Annotated in this window: 13 protein-coding genes; 11 read left to right on the top strand and 2 right to left on the bottom strand. The window is 38.9% G+C overall.

Annotated features, from left to right (window positions below):
* Positions 1–56: 56 nt before the first annotated feature.
* Positions 57–2054 (top strand): NAD-dependent DNA ligase LigA, encoded by a 1998-nt coding sequence (ligA, locus tag GGR22_RS11370; RefSeq protein ID WP_182493760.1) that lies wholly within the window; start codon positions 57–59, stop codon positions 2052–2054.
* A gap of 68 nt (positions 2055–2122) precedes the next feature.
* Here the strand turns inward: ligA and GGR22_RS11365 are convergent, their stop codons facing one another.
* A complete protein-coding gene (locus tag GGR22_RS11365; RefSeq protein ID WP_182493759.1) occupies positions 2123–3037 on the bottom strand; it encodes a bifunctional metallophosphatase/5'-nucleotidase in 915 nt (304 codons plus the stop codon).
* A gap of 34 nt (positions 3038–3071) precedes the next feature.
* Positions 3072–3851 (bottom strand): 5'-nucleotidase C-terminal domain-containing protein, encoded by a 780-nt coding sequence (locus tag GGR22_RS11360; protein ID WP_182493758.1) that lies wholly within the window; start codon positions 3849–3851, stop codon positions 3072–3074.
* Positions 3852–3900: 49 nt separating this feature from the next.
* Here GGR22_RS11360 and GGR22_RS11355 point away from each other — a divergent pair, with 49 nt between their 5' ends.
* The 10 genes from GGR22_RS11355 (at position 3901) to GGR22_RS11310 (ending at position 16901) form a co-directional block, all read left to right on the top strand.
* The gene (locus tag GGR22_RS11355; protein WP_121376553.1) at positions 3901–4419 is read left to right on the top strand and encodes a DUF6913 domain-containing protein; all 519 of its coding nucleotides are present in this window, start codon (positions 3901–3903) and stop codon (positions 4417–4419) included.
* 2 nt (positions 4420–4421) lie between these two features.
* Positions 4422–5303, top strand: coding sequence for a 4-hydroxy-tetrahydrodipicolinate synthase (gene dapA / locus GGR22_RS11350; RefSeq protein WP_121376552.1), 882 nt, complete (start codon positions 4422–4424; stop codon positions 5301–5303).
* Positions 5304–5321: 18 nt separating this feature from the next.
* A complete protein-coding gene (locus GGR22_RS11345) occupies positions 5322–5831 on the top strand; it encodes a ferritin (RefSeq protein WP_121376551.1) in 510 nt (169 codons plus the stop codon).
* A gap of 171 nt (positions 5832–6002) precedes the next feature.
* Positions 6003–6809, top strand: coding sequence for an outer membrane protein assembly factor BamD (locus tag GGR22_RS11340; RefSeq protein WP_121376634.1), 807 nt, complete (start codon positions 6003–6005; stop codon positions 6807–6809).
* Positions 6810–6818: 9 nt separating this feature from the next.
* The gene (locus GGR22_RS11335; protein ID WP_121376550.1) at positions 6819–7136 is read left to right on the top strand and encodes a DNA-directed RNA polymerase subunit omega; all 318 of its coding nucleotides are present in this window, start codon (positions 6819–6821) and stop codon (positions 7134–7136) included.
* 5 nt (positions 7137–7141) lie between these two features.
* Positions 7142–8353: a bifunctional phosphopantothenoylcysteine decarboxylase/phosphopantothenate--cysteine ligase CoaBC gene (gene coaBC, locus GGR22_RS11330; protein WP_182493757.1), complete on the top strand. Its 1212-nt coding sequence runs from the start codon at positions 7142–7144 to the stop codon at positions 8351–8353.
* Positions 8346–9230 (top strand): type IX secretion system protein PorD, encoded by an 885-nt coding sequence (gene porD / locus GGR22_RS11325; RefSeq protein WP_121376548.1) that lies wholly within the window; start codon positions 8346–8348, stop codon positions 9228–9230. Before coaBC ends, porD begins: the two co-directional genes overlap by 8 nt.
* 133 nt (positions 9231–9363) lie before the next feature.
* Positions 9364–11016, top strand: a complete 1653-nt coding sequence (gene recN, locus GGR22_RS11320; RefSeq protein WP_182493756.1) for a DNA repair protein RecN — start codon at positions 9364–9366, stop codon at positions 11014–11016.
* A gap of 73 nt (positions 11017–11089) precedes the next feature.
* Positions 11090–12283, top strand: a complete 1194-nt coding sequence (fabV, locus tag GGR22_RS11315) for an enoyl-ACP reductase FabV (RefSeq protein ID WP_182493755.1) — start codon at positions 11090–11092, stop codon at positions 12281–12283.
* A gap of 193 nt (positions 12284–12476) precedes the next feature.
* Positions 12477–16901 (top strand): T9SS type A sorting domain-containing protein, encoded by a 4425-nt coding sequence (locus tag GGR22_RS11310; protein WP_182493754.1) that lies wholly within the window; start codon positions 12477–12479, stop codon positions 16899–16901.
* Positions 16902–17165 lie beyond the last annotated feature (264 nt).

Here is a 17165-nt window from a genome sequence, read left to right as displayed (position 1 = left end):
AATTGGTTATTTTAGTGCTCTGTTTTCAGAAAACTAAACTAGCCAATTTCTTTTTTATGGACATTCAGAATACCATCCAATCATTACGCGAAGAGCTCAACCTGCACAATCATAATTACTATGTTTTGGATACGCCCACGATATCCGATTATGATTTCGACCAAAAGCTAAAAGAGTTGCAAGATCTTGAAGGCAAGCATCCTGAGTTTTTTGATGAAAATTCCCCGACGCAGCGAGTGGGCGGGATGATTACCAAGAACTTCGCAACAATTACCCATAAAAACAGGATGTATTCCTTAGACAATTCCTATTCCAAAGAAGATGTATTGGATTGGGAAAAAAGAATCCAGAAGATTTTAGGGGATGTGCCTTTAGAATATACCTGCGAGCTAAAATACGACGGCGCTTCTATTTCCATGACTTACGAACACGGAAAGCTAAAACGTGCGGTAACGCGAGGCGACGGTTTTCAAGGCGATGAAGTAACGAACAACATCAAGACCATCAAATCCGTTCCGTTGCAGCTGAAAGGAGATTTTCCAGACAGTTTTGAAATACGCGGAGAGATTATCCTGCCATTGGAAGGTTTTGCCAAGATGAACCAGGAGTTGATTGAAATAGGCGAAACTCCTTATTCCAATCCTAGAAATACGGCGTCAGGCAGCTTGAAGCTGCAAGACAGTACAGAAGTAGCCAAACGTCCATTGGATTGCTTATTGTATACTTTTATTGGCAATGATGTCAAATTTGCGACACATTTTGAAAGCCTTGAAAAAGCAAGAAGCTTCGGGTTTAAAGTACCCAAAGAAGCCAAATTGGTAAAAAATGTGGATGAGATTTTCGAATTTATCGATCACTGGAATATCCATCGTCATGAACTGCCGTATGAAACAGACGGCGTGGTAGTGAAGGTAAACAATCTCCACTATCAAGATGAATTGGGCTATACTTCAAAAGCGCCGCGTTGGGCGATTGCTTATAAATTCAAAGCAGAACAAGTTTCAACCAAATTAAATTCTATTTCGTATCAGGTAGGACGCACAGGAGCGATTACGCCGGTAGCGAATCTAGAACCGGTACAATTGGCGGGTACGATTGTAAAACGGGCTTCTTTGCATAATGCTGACCAGATTGAAAAACTCGATATTCGCGTTGGCGATGAAGTTTTTGTAGAAAAAGGAGGCGAGATTATCCCAAAGATTATCGGCGTAGACTTTACCAAGCGTTCTTTAGAGCTGCTGCCGACAGTTTACATTACCAATTGTCCAGAATGTCAGACCGAGCTAATCCGAAAGGAAGGCGAAGCCCAGCATTATTGTCCGAACTTTTATGGCTGTCCGCCGCAGATTATCGGACGAATCCAGCACTATATTTCCCGAAAGGCAATGGATATTGAAGGATTGGGAGGAGAGACAGTTGCTTTGCTGTTTAACAATCACCTTGTGCAGAATTATGCCGATTTGTATGACCTTACGGTAGATCAAGTAATTCCGTTAGAAAGAATGGCGCAGAAATCGGCAGAAAACTTGGTCAATGGAATCGAGAAATCCAAAGAAGTTCCGTTTGAAAGAGTCTTATTTGCACTGGGAATCCGTTATGTAGGAGAGACCGTAGCAAAAAAACTTGCCAAGCATTACCAGACAATCGACAATTTAGGCAACGCCAGCTTAATGGACTTGATACTGGTAGATGAAATCGGAGAACGAATTGCGCAAAGCGTTGTGGAATTCTTTGAAAATCCAGAGAACCAGATAATCATCCAGAGATTAAAAGATTACGGCGTACAATTGGAAGCAAAAACAGTCTTTAATCCAGATGCGACTGATAAACTAGCAGGCAAGACCTTCGTGGTTTCGGGAGTATTTGAGAAATTCTCTCGCGATGACCTAAAGAAATCCATAGAAGATAACGGCGGAAAAGTAGGGAGTTCTATTTCTGCCAAGACCGATTATGTAGTCGCAGGCGATAATATGGGACCAGCAAAACTGGAAAAAGCAAATAAACTAAACGTACCGATAATTTCGGAAGATGATTTTATCGCAATGTTGCAGTAATATTGAAAGTAACTAATAAAAAAGGCACGTATATCACGAGCCTTTTTTATTTTGGATATTGTTTGCAGTTAGACTACTATAGTCCTTCCGGAATGCGATTTGTTTTTGTCCGTATCAAAATAAAAATCAATACGTCCAAGGTTGATTCCGTAGCAGCCTACTTGGTTTACTAAAGTATCAATTCCGTCAAGGTTTTTTACGATGGTCGGCTTGTCAAGGAAAGTATGCGTATGCCCGCCGATAATCAAATCGATATCTCTTGTAGCGGCGGCTAATTTTAAATCAGAAACTTTGTTCGGGTCGTTTTTGTAAGCGTATCCGATGTGAGAAAGGCAAATAATCAGGTCGCATTTTTCCTGCGTTTTTAAGATTCGCGTCATTTCTTGCGATACGGAAATTGGGTCGTTATAAACAGTTTCTTTGTAGTTTTTCTTATCCACTAAACCGTCCAATTCAACGCCCAATCCAAAAACGCCAATCTTGATGCCGTCTTTCACAAAAATCTTATAGGGCTTGACGATTCCGTCCAATACCGTATTTTTAAAATCATAATTAGCGCTGACGAAGTCAAATTTGGCATTGTGCAATTGCGAATAAAAACCGTCGATTCCATTGTCGAAATCATGGTTTCCCATAGTGGCCAAGTCATACTTCAGCATGCTCATGAGCTTGAATTCCAATTCGCCTCCATAATAGTTAAAGTAAGGCGTTCCCTGGAAAATATCGCCAGCATCTAAAAGCAAAACGTTTGGATTTTCTTTACGGATGCTTTCAATCAAGCTGGCTCTTCTCGAAACACCGCCCATGTTCGGGTTTTTGGCGTCTGTTGCCGGAAACGGATCGATATGGCTGTGCACGTCATTCGTGTGCAGAATGGTAATGTGTTTTTTATCAATCGGCGCAAAACTGCTCAATGACAATCCGCCAACGGTCAATAATGCGGAACCGGCTACTGTTTTTTGTATAAAATCTCTTCTTTTCATTTTTGTGTCTTTTTGGCTTCTTTAGAATTGGGAACTACTCAACAATAATTCTCTTGTTCGTCAAAACAGGAATGGTGTCGGTTTCTTTGAAATAATCGACCCAGACGTTTCGAAGTTTGTAATCTAAAGAAGTTACGGTTCCTTTTTTAAAGAAATTCATGCTGTCGCCGCCGTTGTACAGATAATCATTCGTAGCTACGTAATAGGTTTTGTTCAGATCTAAAGGTTTTCCTTGTACCGTAATGCTTTTGTAAGCAGAAGCATCTTTGTTCAAGATAATTTCCATTCCCGAAAGCGGATGCGGTTTTTTCTCAGCAATCAGATAATTGACCATTTCTACAATCTGCTCGCCTTTTAGGGCAACCACTACCAATTCGTTTTCAAAAGGCATTAATTCAAAGGCGGTACGTGTCGTTACATTTCCTTTTGAAATCATGCTTCGGATGCCGCCATGGTTCAACAAGCAGATGTCGACAGATTTGTTTTCGCGTTTTTGAAAAATTTTATTGGCTGCGGCAAGCGTTATATCGGCCTGAAGGCTTCCAATACTGGTCTGCCATTCACCTTTGCTCTTGTCTAAAGTTTCTGGTGCATACGCCAAAACCTGATTCATGTCTTTGTCGATATTTTCGCGATAAGGCTTTATAAATTCCTCGATAGCAGGAGTTTCCGGATTCGTATTGGTGACGCCGATTTGCTTTCCTTCGATTTTAGAAACATACGCTTTTTGATTCGAGCAAGAAAGTGCAAGAAATAATGTTAGAATTAAAACAAATTGTCTTGCAGCGGCGTTATAGTTTTTTAGTTTTAGCATCTGAAATACGGCTTATTTAATTAAATTTGTAATCACAAGTAAAAGTACTATGTTTTTAAAATTTTTCAAGAATTTTTCTGCAAAAAGAACATTAAAAAATAGTTCCCTGCATGTAAAGGGAAACCCTTCGACCGAAACGATAAAAACAGTCGGACTGCTCATTGATAAGACCTATTTTGAAGACAAAGTCAATTTGATAGAAGAGCTTTTGGCTAACGGAATCAAGAGAGAAGACATACAAATTTTGCTTTATAAAGACCGTTTCAAGAAAAAAGAAGTTATTAATTATCCGAGTTTCAGCCACAAGGATTTGAGCTGGAAAGGAACGCTGGAAAATAAGAATGTAAGGGACTTTGCCGAGAAGGAATTTGATATGCTCATCAGCTATTACGATACTGAGAAAGCGCCCTTGATGATTACGACTTTCAAGTCGAAAGCGAATTTTAAAGTGGGATTTTCAACCATCGACAAAAGATTGAATCATTTTATGATCAATACCAATGCCGAAAATTATAAGGTTTTTGTTTCTGAATTATTCAAATATCTAAAAATACTAAATAAAATATAATTATGCAGTCACTTATTGGAACAGGCGTTGCGCTTGTCACACCATTCAAAAAAGATTTTTCTGTTGATGTCGAGGCCTTAAAAAGAATCGTAAATTATCAGATCGATAACGGAATCAACTACCTTGTTGTTTTAGGAACGACAGGCGAGCCGGCTACATTAAAGAAAGAAGAAAAAGAATTGGTCATAAAAACCGTAATCGAAACCAACAACGGAAGATTGCCATTGGTTTTGGGTGTTGGCGGCAATAATACTGCAGAAGTTGTAGAAGAATTAAAAACAAGAGATTTTACAGGATTTTCAGCAGTTCTTTCTGTTTCGCCTTACTATAACAAGCCTACGCAAGAAGGTATTTATCAGCATTTTAAAGCGATTGCAGAAGCTTCGCCGCTTCCGGTAATCTTGTACAATGTTCCGGGAAGAACAGCTAGCAATGTCTTGCCGTCGACGGTACTTCGCTTGGCGAATGATTTCAAAAATGTCGTGGGAATTAAAGAAGCTGCGGGAGATATCGTTCAGGCTATGAAATTGATTCAGGACAAGCCAAAAGATTTCTTGGTAATTTCTGGCGATGATATGGTAACACTACCGATGGTTTTGGCCGGTGGAGCAGGAGTGATTTCAGTAATTGCAGAAGGTTTTCCAAAGCAATTTTCAGAAATGGTGCGTTTGGGATTGGAAAGAAAAGTAGACGAGGCTTACCAGTTGCATTACCAACTTGCCGATTCTATCGACATGATTTTTGAGCAAGGAAACCCAGCTGGTGTTAAAGAAATCTTTAAATCTTTGGGATTGTCAGAAAATACAGTACGTTTGCCATTAGTTAATGTTAACGAAGATTTAGCAGGCAGAATTGACCAGTTTGTTAAAAAAACAGTAAATTAGTTTCAAAAAATAAAGATTATGTTGTCACAAACCATACAAGACGCGCTAAACAAACAAATAAAAGTAGAAGGAGATTCTTCTCAGATTTATCTTGCGATGGCTTCTTGGGCTGAAGTTCAAGGTTTTGAAGGAATATCAACTTTTATGTTTGCGCAGTCGGAAGAAGAAAGAATGCACATGCTGAAATTGGTAAAATACATCAACCAAAGAGGCGGCCAGGCTAAAATATCTGCTACTGTTGAGCCTGTACTTGATTTGTCAAGCTATAAAGTGCTTTTCAAGCAATTATTGCAGCATGAAATTAAAGTTTCGGAAAGCATCAATGACTTGGTTGGTATTGCTTTAGACGAAAGAGACTATGCGACTCACAATTTCTTGCAATGGTATGTTGCCGAGCAGATAGAGGAAGAAGCAAACGCTAGATATATCCTAGATAAAATCAATTTGATCGGTGACGACAAAGGAGGTTTGTATCTTTTTGATAACGAAATGAAAAACTTTACGAGTCCGATTGCGACTGGAAAATAAATACAGAATTTAATCGTTAGAAAGGTGTCATTTTATTTGGCATCTTTTTTATTTTTAAGTCTTTTTGGAGCCTTAAAAAAATGTTTTTTTAATCTATAATTAATAACTAAATTTGCGGTTGATTTTTATACAGCCTCAAAAAGCTTGAAATCAGTAAATACAATCTTGAAAATGAACAGAATATTTTACATACTTTTAATCGCAATAGCCCTTGGTTCTTGCAGTCCTTATCAAAAAGCCTTAAAATCAGAGGATATCGCTGTAAAATATGACATCGCTTCAAAAATGTATGACGCTGGAAAATATACAAAAGCAATTCGACTTTTTGAGCAGATTGCGCCTTCTTACAGAGGAAAACCTGCGGCAGAAAAAATGTTCTATATGTTTGCGCAGTCGTATTATAAGACAAAACAGCATTATCTTGCCGGCTATCAGTTTGAAAGCTTTACATCAAGCTACCCAAAAAGCGAAAAGGCCGAAGAAGCTGCTTTCTTGAGTGCTGAAAGCTATTCAAAACTATCTCCGAGATATACTTTAGATCAAACGGATACGGATAAAGCAATTGATAAGTTACAAGCGTTTATCAACCTGTATCCAAATTCTGAATACCTGCCAAGAGCAAACGAGATCGTAAAGACATTAAGAGAGAAGTTAGAGAAAAAAGCTTTTGAAAATGCAAAACAATACCATACGATTGGCGGTTATACACGTGATTATTCTGCAGCTATAAAAGCGTTAGACAATTTTATTGCAGACTATCCAGGAACGCCTTTCAAAGAAGATGCTCTATATTACCGATTTGATTCGGCTTATATTTTGGCCATCAACAGTGTAGAAAGCAAAAAGCAAGAACGATTGAACTTAGCGAAAGCTTCGTATGCCAATCTGATAAAATTTAATGAGTCGACACAATACAAAAAAGAAGTCGATGAAAAGCTTGCAAGAATCGAAAAAGAATTACAACAATTTTCTAATTAAATAAAAGTCATGGATTTAAAAAAGACTAATGCTCCAGTAAACACAATTACTTACAATAAGAGTGTGATTGAGGAACCGACAGGTAATGTGTATGAAGCGATTACGATTATGGCTAAAAGAGCAAATCAAATTAACTCTGAGATCAAAAAAGAATTGACAGAGAAATTAGAAGAGTTTGCTACCTATAATGACAGCTTAGAAGAAATTTTTGAAAACAAAGAGCAAATTGAAGTTTCAAAATTCTACGAAAAATTGCCAAAACCTCACGCTTTAGCGGTACAGGAATGGCTAGAAGATAAAATCTATTACAGAGATACTACTAAATAATTACGATGTCTGTTTTAAGTGGTAAAAAAATAGTGCTGGGAGTTTCCGGTGGGATTGCCGCATATAAAACAGCTTCGCTAGTAAGATTATTCATAAAAGCAGGCGCCGATGTCCAAGTGGTCATGACGCCTGCTTCTAAGGATTTTGTGACACCGCTCACGCTTTCCACGCTTTCTAAAAATCCGGTACATTCTACTTTTTACAACGAAGAGGACGAAAATGCTGTCTGGAACAATCATGTCGAATTAGGTCTTTGGGCCGATTTGATGCTTATTGCTCCCGCTACGGCAAATACGTTATCTAAGATGGCTAATGGTGTCTGTGATAACCTTTTGATTGCGACTTACCTTTCTGCTAAATGCCCGGTTTATTTTGCGCCTGCAATGGACTTGGATATGTATAAGCATCCTTCAACTTTAGCGAGTTTCAGATTATTAGAACAATTTGGGAATACAATTATTCCTGCCGAGTCAGGCGAATTGGCCAGCGGACTTTCAGGCGAAGGAAGAATGGCTGAACCTGAAAATATTATTGCCTTTCTTAAAGCTGATCTCGAAAGCAAATTGCCTTTAAAAGGAAAAAAAATACTAATTACTGCCGGACCTACATACGAAGCCATAGACCCCGTGCGTTTTATTGGCAATCATTCCTCTGGAAAGATGGGATTTGATATTGCAGAACAAGCAGCCAGCTTAGGAGCAGAAGTCATTTTGATTTCAGGACCGACGCACTTGAAGCCTAAAAGTTCCAAGATTCAGCAGATCAGCGTGACTTCGGCACAGCAGATGTATGATGTTTCGCATGATTATTTTGATGCTGTTGATGCCGCCATAGCGGCAGCGGCAGTTGCGGATTATAGGCCTAAATTTCCTGCATCACAAAAAATAAAAAAGACAGAAGATGCTTTTACAATCGAGCTAGAAAAAACACAAGATATTCTCGCTTCTTTAGGAAAGCTGAAGAAAAAACAATTTCTGGTAGGATTTGCTTTAGAAACAGAAAATGAAATTGAAAATGCGAAGCAGAAAATCCAGAAAAAAAACCTAGATTTGATTGTTCTCAATTCATTGCAGGATGAAGGAGCTGGTTTTGGAAAATCGACAAATAAAGTTACCTTTATAGACAAGAATTTCAACATCGAGCCGATGCCTCTTAAATCAAAAGAAGCCGTGGCTGAAGATATTTTAAATAAAGTAATACAACATTTTTATGCGTAAGATATTATTTCTTTTGTTGCTCGTTGCCGGATCTGTTCAGGCTCAAGAATTGAACTGTACCGTAAAAATAAATTTCGACAGGATTACGAATGCCAATACGCAGATTTTTAAAACTCTGGAGCGTTCCTTGACCGAATTTGTAAACAAGACAAGATGGACAAACCAAACTTTTGGAGAAAACGAACGTATCGAATCGACTATGTTTATCAACGTTTCGGCCTATAGTTCAGACCAATTTTCGGCATCTATTCAGGTGCAGTCATCGCGTCCTGCATTTAATTCTACGTATTCTTCTCCGATTTTCAACTTTAACGACAAAGACTTTAATTTCAGATATGTAGAGTTTGAAAATCTTATTTTCAATCCAAACAGCTATGATTCTAACTTAGTGTCGGTTATTGCTTTTTACAGCTATATCATCATGGGGCTGGATGCGGATTCTTTTTCGCCAAAAGGCGGTACTCCGTATTTCGAACTGGCACAAAATGTAGCAATCTTGGCACAACAAGGTGGCTCAAAAGGATGGAACCAATCAGACGGTAATATCTCAAGATACTTTTTGATCAACGACCTGATGTCCAATACATTTGCTCCTTACAGAGAAGCGCTTTACCAATACCATTCAACCGGAATTGACGTGATGAGTGACGACCTAAAAAAAGGAAAAGAAAATATCAAAAATTCTATAAAAACACTAGCTCAAATTTATGAGCTTCGACCAAATGCATTACTGACCCGCGTATTTTTTGATGCAAAATCAGATGAAATTGTTTCGATTTATACAGGTGGGCCTTCCATAGGGATAGCAGATTTAGTTGAAAACCTCAACAGGATTTCTCCTCTAAATTCAAGCAAGTGGGGCGGAATCCGATTTTAATTTTTTGAAGCTTTAACCAGCTATCCGTTCCAATCTTTTTAGCAAAGGTACCTTTTGCTAAAAAGGATTTCCACTTCTATCTGGGCTAGGGCAACGGTGCAAATTTTTAACATCATCTCTAAATTTAAAGGCATTGCTGACATCACTATCCATAAAGAATTTTGCCCTTATCGAAAAGCTTGATATTGACTTTTCTGAGAATTTCTCTATCATTACAGGAGAGACAGGAGCCGGAAAATCGATCTTATTAGGTGCTTTAGGCTTAGTTTTGGGAAAAAGAGCGGACTTGAGCTCCCTAAAAAATAAAGAAGAAAAATGCGTCATCGAAGCGCAATTTGAAATAGCACGCTACAATCTCGAACCCTTTTTTGAAGCCAATGATCTGGATTTTGAAAAGCAAACCATTATCAGGAGAGAAATACTTCCGTCCGGAAAATCAAGAGCCTTTGTCAATGACAGTCCTGTAAACCTTCAAGAACTTCAAGAGTTGGGCGAATTTCTGATCGATATCCATTCGCAACATCAGACACAAGAACTTTCCGAAGAGAACTTCCAGTTCGATATTATTGATTCCATTGCCGGAAATGCAAAAGAAATAGCTGAATATAAAGCGCTATTAAAAAAATACAAAAATCTAAAAAGTAATCTGTCTGCGCTGAAATCTAAGCTGCAAGATGCTTCAAAAGAACAAGATTATAATTCTTTTCTTTTAGAAGAATTGCTTGCTGCTAAATTAAAGTCAGGCGAACAAGAAGAGCTAGAAAGTACTTTTGAACAGTTGAACAATGTCGAATTGATCAAGGAAAATCTAGATCGTTCGCTTTCAATCGCAGAAGAAGAACAGTTCGGCGTACTTCATAACCTGAAAGAAATAAAAGCAGCCCTTCAAAAAATTGCCGCCTTTTCACCAGATTATAACTCGTTGTCTGAAAGAGTAACTAGTGTTTCCATCGAATTTGACGATATTGTTTCCGAATTGAACCAAATTGCTGAATCTTTGATGAATGATCCAGAACAATTAGATTTGGTCAATCAAAAACTGCAGACCATTTACAACCTGCAGCAAAAACACCAAGTCAAGACAATTGACGAATTGCTGGAAATCCAGAACAGCCTTGATGAAAAAGTTATTTCTGTAGATAGCCTGCAAGCAGAAATCGAAACAACAGAAAAAGAAATTACGGAAAGCGAAGCTCAATTGGATGCTATCGCTAAAACTATAAACGAAAAAAGACAAAAAGCAATTCCGGTGCTTACCGAAAAACTGATTGCTATTTTAGAGCTTTTAGGAATGCCCAACGTTCGTTTCCAGATTGAAGCTACTTTATCAGAAAGTTATCATGCCAACGGAAAAGACAATCTACAATTTTTGTTTGCCGCAAATAAAGGTTCTGACTTTGGCTTGTTGAAAAAAACAGCTTCAGGCGGAGAACTGTCTAGAATTATGCTGGCCGTAAAATCAATTTTGGCACAGTATCAGAAACTGCCGACCATTATTTTTGATGAAATTGATACCGGCGTTTCAGGAGAAATAGCCCATAAGATGGGAGAAATCATGAAAGAAATGAGCAAGACGATGCAAGTCTTTGCGATTACGCATTTGCCACAGATTGCCGCCAAAGGCAACTCGCATTTCAAAGTATTCAAGTCGACAGTAGGGGAGCAGACGCAATCCGAACTTAAACTGCTTTCAAGCGAAGAAAGGATTGTCGAGATTGCGCAAATGCTTTCGGGAAAAGACATTTCCGACTCCGCCATAAATCACGCCAAGGCCTTGCTGAACTAAAAAAACAAAGGTATATTTGCCATTGCGGAACGCTAGTTTTATAATTTTTAATCGAATATATAAATACCATTTTATGATCATAGAACCAAGAATGAGAGGATTTATTTGCTTGACTGCACATCCAAAAGGTGCCGAGCAAAATGTTAAAAATCAGATTGAATACGTAAAGTCAAAAGGAAAAATTGAAGGCGCCAAAAAAGTCCTAGTGATTGGTGCTTCTACAGGATTTGGTTTGGCTTCTAGGATTACGAGCGCCTTTGGTTCTGATGCTGCTACTATTGGAATTTTCTTTGAAAAACCGCCATTAGAAGGAAAAACAGCTTCTCCAGGCTGGTACAATTCGGCTGCTTTTGAAGCAGAAGCGCACAAAGCGGGTCTTTATGCAAAAAGCATAAATGGAGACGCTTTTTCGAATGAAGTGAAAGACCAAACTATAGATTTGATAAAAGCAGATTTAGGCCAAGTAGACTTGGTAATCTACAGTCTAGCTTCACCGGTAAGAACTAATCCGGTTACAGGAATCACGCACCGTTCGGTTTTAAAGCCAATAGGGAATACCTTTTCAAATAAGACAGTAGATTTCCATACAGGAAAAGTTTCAGAAATTTCAATAGAGCCAAGCAAAGAAGACGATATTGAAAATACAGTTGCCGTAATGGGTGGCGAAGATTGGTCTATGTGGATTGATGCCTTGAAAAAAGCAAATGTTTTGGCTCCAGGAGCGATGACAGTTGCCTATTCTTATATCGGGCCATCGTTGACAGAAGCCGTATACAGAAAAGGAACCATCGGGCGCGCAAAAGACCATCTAGAAGCGACAGCATTCTCGATTACAGACAGCCTGAAAGATATTGGAGGAAAAGCCTATGTTTCTGTAAACAAAGCTTTGGTTACGCAAGCAAGCTCCGCTATTCCTGTTATTCCGTTATACATTTCGTTGCTTTACAAAGTAATGAAAGAAGAAGGCGTACATGAAGGAACTATCGAGCAAATTCAAAGATTATACCAAGAAAGATTGTACTCAGGAGGAGAAATCCCGACTGATGAAAAAGGAAGAATCCGAATTGACGATTGGGAAATGCGTGATGATATCCAAGAAAAAGTAGCTGCACTATGGACAAAAGCTACAACAGAAAACCTTGCTGAGATTGGAGATTTGGAAGGATATAGAAAAGATTTCTATCACCTTTTCGGCTTCGAAGTACAAGGAGTTGATTATGCAGCAGATGCAAACGAAATGGTAGGTATTGATAGCATAAAATCATAGTTTTATAGCTGTTTATAACTTTCTAATAAGTAAGGAAGAAAATGTTAAGCCCGCGTAGATGCGGGCTTTTTGCATAATATAGGCTTAACGTTATGTTTAAATTCCTGCTTTTTATGTCTAACTTTCCAATTTTAACTTTTTAGTTTATTAAAATTAGTATTTTAGCGGTCTGTTAATCAATTTATACTTTTTTATGAAAAAAATTACGTTATTGCTGATGCTATTTGTCGGCTTTCTGTCCTATGGACAGGTCTGGTCGGTAGCATCATGTCTAGATCTCGGGTCCAATACTTATGGGCCCATGAACAGTACGTCTGCGGTGAATTCCACGAACCGTACTGCCGTAATCTATCCAGCTTCTCAATTGACTGGAATTGCGGGTCAGGTTCTTAACTCTGCCTATTTTGAGAGAGTTACTGGTACTGGAACTATGGCTGGGACTCCGAATTTCAAAATCTATTTGAAAGAAACTTCCAGCACAGACTGGGGAACTGGAGCATTAGATTGGGCGACAGCTATCACCGGAGCTACTTTGGTTTATGATTCTAACCCTGCTACAGCTAGTGGTTCGTCTGCTGGCTGGAAAAGTTTTGTTTTTACCAATAACTTTACATACACAGGGGCGCAAAACCTAGCCGTTTTGATGGAATATACAAATTCAACGGCAAGTACGACAATTACATGGAGTTATGAATTCCAAAGCCCATGTATTAATACGGGTAATTCAAATACCACGAAATATTCTAACAATACTTCGGGTACATTGCCAGCAAGTTTAGGATCTTCTGATTATAGAAGACCGCTTATTGGTTTTGATTACAATGTTTCATGTAATGTGCCGACAGCCTTGAGCTCAACTGCTGTTACAACAAGCGGAGCCACTATAAACTGGACTGCTCCTACGGTAGCTCCTGCAGAAGGTTATGAGTACTATTTGAGTACTTCTGCTACTACGCCGTTACCTTCGGCAACACCAACAGGTTCTGTACTTGCAGGTGTTACTACTAAAAGCTTTACAGGATTGCCTTCAGCTACGCAACATTATGTTTGGGTAAGATCAAACTGCGGAACTGGCGACAAGAGTACATGGGTTGCAACTACATTTACGACAGCATGTGGTACAAATGTTCCTTCGTACCTTCAAGATTTTACGACATTCGTTCCGACATGCTGGACTACAGCTGGCGATGGGGATCCTACAACAGGACCGATTGGTACTGCAGCGGGTATCTGGGTAGCAGACGGATTCTTAAATAATGGAACTACTGGCGCTGCTAGAGTTAACTTATATAGCCTTAACAGAAAAGGATGGTTAATCTCTCCTCCAATTAACATGAGTGCTGGAGGATATAGAGTGAAATTTGATGTTGGTGTAACAGCCTTTACAGGTTCAGGACCAGCAGAAATTGTATCAGATGATAAAGTTGTTTTCTTGGTATCTCAAGATAATGGAACAACTTGGACCATACTGAATACTTGGGATTCTACTAACTCTCCTTCAAATCTAGGAACTTTATATACTGCAAATCTTGCTACTTACGTGAGTCCTACTACTAAGTTTGCTTTTTATGCAACAGATGGGCCTCTTGATGATACTCCTGATTATAATTTTTATGTAGATAACTTCTTGGTTGAAGCTATTCCAAGCTGTGAAGCTCCTGTTAACGTAGTGGCTTCTGGCATAACAAATGCAGCAGCAACTATTACTTGGGATGCTGTTACAGGCTCTACAGGATATGAATATGTTCTTGACCAAGTGGCAACTAGCCCTACAGGTGCAGGGACTACGATTGCTGCAGCGCCATATAATGCTGCTTCTTTAAATGGAAATACTACTTATTATTTCCACGTTAGAAATAATTGCGGTTCAGAGTTCAGTCTTTGGACGACAAAAAGCTTTAAAACACTTCCAAACCCACCAGCCAATGACGATTGTACAAATGCTGTTGTCTTGACTGTAAATCCTAATTTATTGTGTGGTGTTAAAACTTCAGGTACTTTATTGGGAGCTACAGATTCTGGTGAAGGTGATAACGGTGCAGGTGTGCCTAATGATGATGTTTGGTATAAGTTTGTTGCTACAGCAACAGCGCACCAATTTACAATTTCTAATGTTGCAGGAACTCCTACAGATTTAGTACATGAAGTATTGGAAGGAACTTGCGGTGGTGGTTTGTTTAGCCTAAACATTAGCGATCCAAATACAAGTACTGTAACGGGTCTAACACCAGGAAATACTTATTATGTAAGAGTATTTAGTCTTGCAGCTGCAACTGGAGCTACAACAACATTTGACCTTTGTGTTGGAACTTTCCCTCCAGCTCCTGCAAATGATGATTGTTTCGCGGCAGTTACATTGACAGTAAATGCTGATTTAGCTTGTGGCGTAAAAACTTCAGGTACTTTGCAATCCGCTACAAATTCAGGTGAAGGTGACAATGGAGCTGGTGTTCCTGATGATGATGTTTGGTATAAATTTATTGCAACAGCTACATCTCATAGAATTGCTATCTCAAATGTTGCAGGAACACCAACCGATATAGTACATGAAGTATTGGAAGGGAATTGTGGTGGAGGTTTAGGATCTATGATTGTCAGCGATCCTAATACAAGCACAGTAACTGGATTAATTCCTGGAAGTACATATTATATAAGAGTTTTCAGTGTTGCTGCCGCAGCAATGACAAACACTACAACTTTTGACCTTTGCGTTGGTACTTTCCCTGGACCTCCAGCAAATGATAACTGTAGCGGAGCTATTGCTTTGACAGTTAATGCTGATTTGGCTTGCGGCGTAAAAACTTCAGGTACTTTACAGTCTGCTACAGATTCTGGTGTGCCAGATAATGGAGCAGGTCTTCCAAATGATGACGTATGGTACTCTTTCGTAGCGACTACAGGATCACATACTATCGCTTTGTCAAATGTTGGCGGAACTCCGACAGATTTGGTACACGAGCTTATGGTTGGAACTTGCAATGGTTTAGTAAGCTTGAATGTTAGCGACCCTAATAGTTCTACATATACAGGATTAACGCCTGGTACAACTTACTATGTAAGAATCTTTAGTTATGGAACAGCAACTGATGCTTCAACTACTTTCGACGTTTGTATCGGTAGTTCAGCTGCTGCTGCTGCTCCAGCAAATAATGAGCCTACAGGAGCAGTTAACTTGACGGTTAACCCAGCTTTAACATGTACGGCGACACAAGCAGGAACTACGATTTCTGCAACCGCTTCGGCTGTGCCAGCTCCGGCTTGTAATGCTACTGGATTTAATGACGATGTGTGGTATACATTTACTGCAACTGATGTTCGTGCTAGATTTACATTTACTGGAACTGCAACTGGTGCTGTAATGGCAACTGCATTATACACTGGAACTCCAGGAGCTCTTGTTGAAGTAACAGGATCTTGTCAAGAAGGAAATGTTCAAAACTTTGCAAACTTGACAGTTGGTACGCTTTATTATGCTAGAGTTTTTACAAGTTCAGCAAGTCCAATTGCGACTTCTGCTTTCACTTTATGTGTTGGAACTCCGCCTGCGCCACCTGCAAATGATGACTGTGCTAATGCAGTATTGTTAACTCCGGGTGCTACTCTAACTTGTACATCACCAGTTAGTGGAACTACAGTTGGCGCAACACAAAGCCAAAGTGTAGGTACTTGTTTTGGTAACCCAGATGATGATGTTTGGTATAAATTTGTTGCCACTGGAACAGCTCACAGCATCATAACTGCAAATGTAACAGGAAGTGGTACTGCTGATATCGTTACACAAGTATTTGATTCTTGTGGAGGGACTTCAATAATTTGCCAAGATTCTCCAAACTCGCCAGTAAACTTAACAGGTCTGACAGTTGGAAATACCTATTTCTTTAGAATTTATTCTTATGCTTTGACTACAACAACATCGTTTACAGTTTGTGTTGGAACACCAGCTCCGCCACCTGCTAATGATAACTGTGCTAGTGCTGTGGTATTGACTCCAGGTGAATTGTTCGCAACGAATCCAGTTATTGGAACAAACGTATCAGCAACAAATTCAAATCCTCCTGCTCCTGGCTGTGCTAGTTTTTCAGGCGGTGATGTTTGGTACCAAATTACTGTTCCGGCTTCAGGAAGTATAACTATCGAAACAAATAGCAATACTGGAGGCGTGATTGCAGATACTGGTTTAGCTGTGTATAGTGGAACTTGCGCTGCTTTGACTTTAGTTGAATGTGATGATGATGATAGTACTGACGGGAATTTCTCTAAAATTGTTTTAAGCGGAAGAACTCCTGGAGAAGTATTGTATGCAAGTGTTTGGGAATATGGCAACGATACGTTCGGAACCTTTAAAATTTCTGCTTACGATGCTTCATTAAGTGCTCCTTCATTTGATGATACAGACTTCAGAGCTTATCCTAACCCTGTTGTAGATGTATTGAACTTGTCATACACACAAGAAATTTCAAACGTGTCTGTGTTCAATTTATTAGGACAACAAGTACTTACAAAAACAATTGGAGCTACCGATGCTTCTGTTGATATGTCAAACTTAGCTGGCGGAACTTATTTAGTAAAAGTGGCTGTCGATAATCAAGTTAAGACAATTAAGGTGATCAAAAAATAATTGACATAACCTTTTTAAAATAGAAAATCCCGACTGCATTTGTAGTCGGGATTTTTTTTGCTTTATCCGAAATATTTGAACCTATTTTTTGTTATTCGAGCAATCCAGATATGGCAAAGTTTAAAAGGCAAAAATTATATAAAATGCCGTAAATAAAGGGAAGTAGGCACTGCGTAAAAATGTTTTTTATATAAAAAAGCGTCATTTAGAGGCTTTTTGTTTTATTTATTAAATCTTAAAAATATATTAAAATAATTAATTATA

Origin of the sequence: Flavobacterium gossypii (genome assembly GCF_014138495.1) — a bacterium.
Classification (GTDB): Bacteria; Bacteroidota; Bacteroidia; order Flavobacteriales; family Flavobacteriaceae; genus Flavobacterium; species Flavobacterium endophyticum.
Note: the sequence above shows the minus strand (reverse complement) of the source record. Positions and strands in the feature narration are given on the sequence as shown.

Bases quoted from the DNA above. Each gene is read 5' to 3' on its own strand.
- GGR22_RS11345 (WP_121376551.1), top strand. From the start codon at position 5,322: ATGTTGTCACAAACCATACAAGACGCGCTAAACAAACAAATAAAAGTA.
- dapA (WP_121376552.1), top strand. From the start codon at position 4,422: ATGCAGTCACTTATTGGAACAGGCGTTGCGCTTGTCACACCATTCAAA.
- GGR22_RS11335 (WP_121376550.1), top strand. From the start codon at position 6,819: ATGGATTTAAAAAAGACTAATGCTCCAGTAAACACAATTACTTACAAT.
- GGR22_RS11340 (WP_121376634.1), top strand. From the start codon at position 6,003: ATGAACAGAATATTTTACATACTTTTAATCGCAATAGCCCTTGGTTCT.
- coaBC (WP_182493757.1), top strand. From the start codon at position 7,142: ATGTCTGTTTTAAGTGGTAAAAAAATAGTGCTGGGAGTTTCCGGTGGG.
- GGR22_RS11355 (WP_121376553.1), top strand. From the start codon at position 3,901: ATGTTTTTAAAATTTTTCAAGAATTTTTCTGCAAAAAGAACATTAAAA.
- ligA (WP_182493760.1), top strand. From the start codon at position 57: ATGGACATTCAGAATACCATCCAATCATTACGCGAAGAGCTCAACCTG.
- porD (WP_121376548.1), top strand. From the start codon at position 8,346: ATGCGTAAGATATTATTTCTTTTGTTGCTCGTTGCCGGATCTGTTCAG.
- fabV (WP_182493755.1), top strand. From the start codon at position 11,090: ATGATCATAGAACCAAGAATGAGAGGATTTATTTGCTTGACTGCACAT.
- GGR22_RS11360 (WP_182493758.1), bottom strand. From the start codon at position 3,851: ATGCTAAAACTAAAAAACTATAACGCCGCTGCAAGACAATTTGTTTTA.
- GGR22_RS11310 (WP_182493754.1), top strand. From the start codon at position 12,477: ATGAAAAAAATTACGTTATTGCTGATGCTATTTGTCGGCTTTCTGTCC.
- GGR22_RS11365 (WP_182493759.1), bottom strand. From the start codon at position 3,037: ATGAAAAGAAGAGATTTTATACAAAAAACAGTAGCCGGTTCCGCATTA.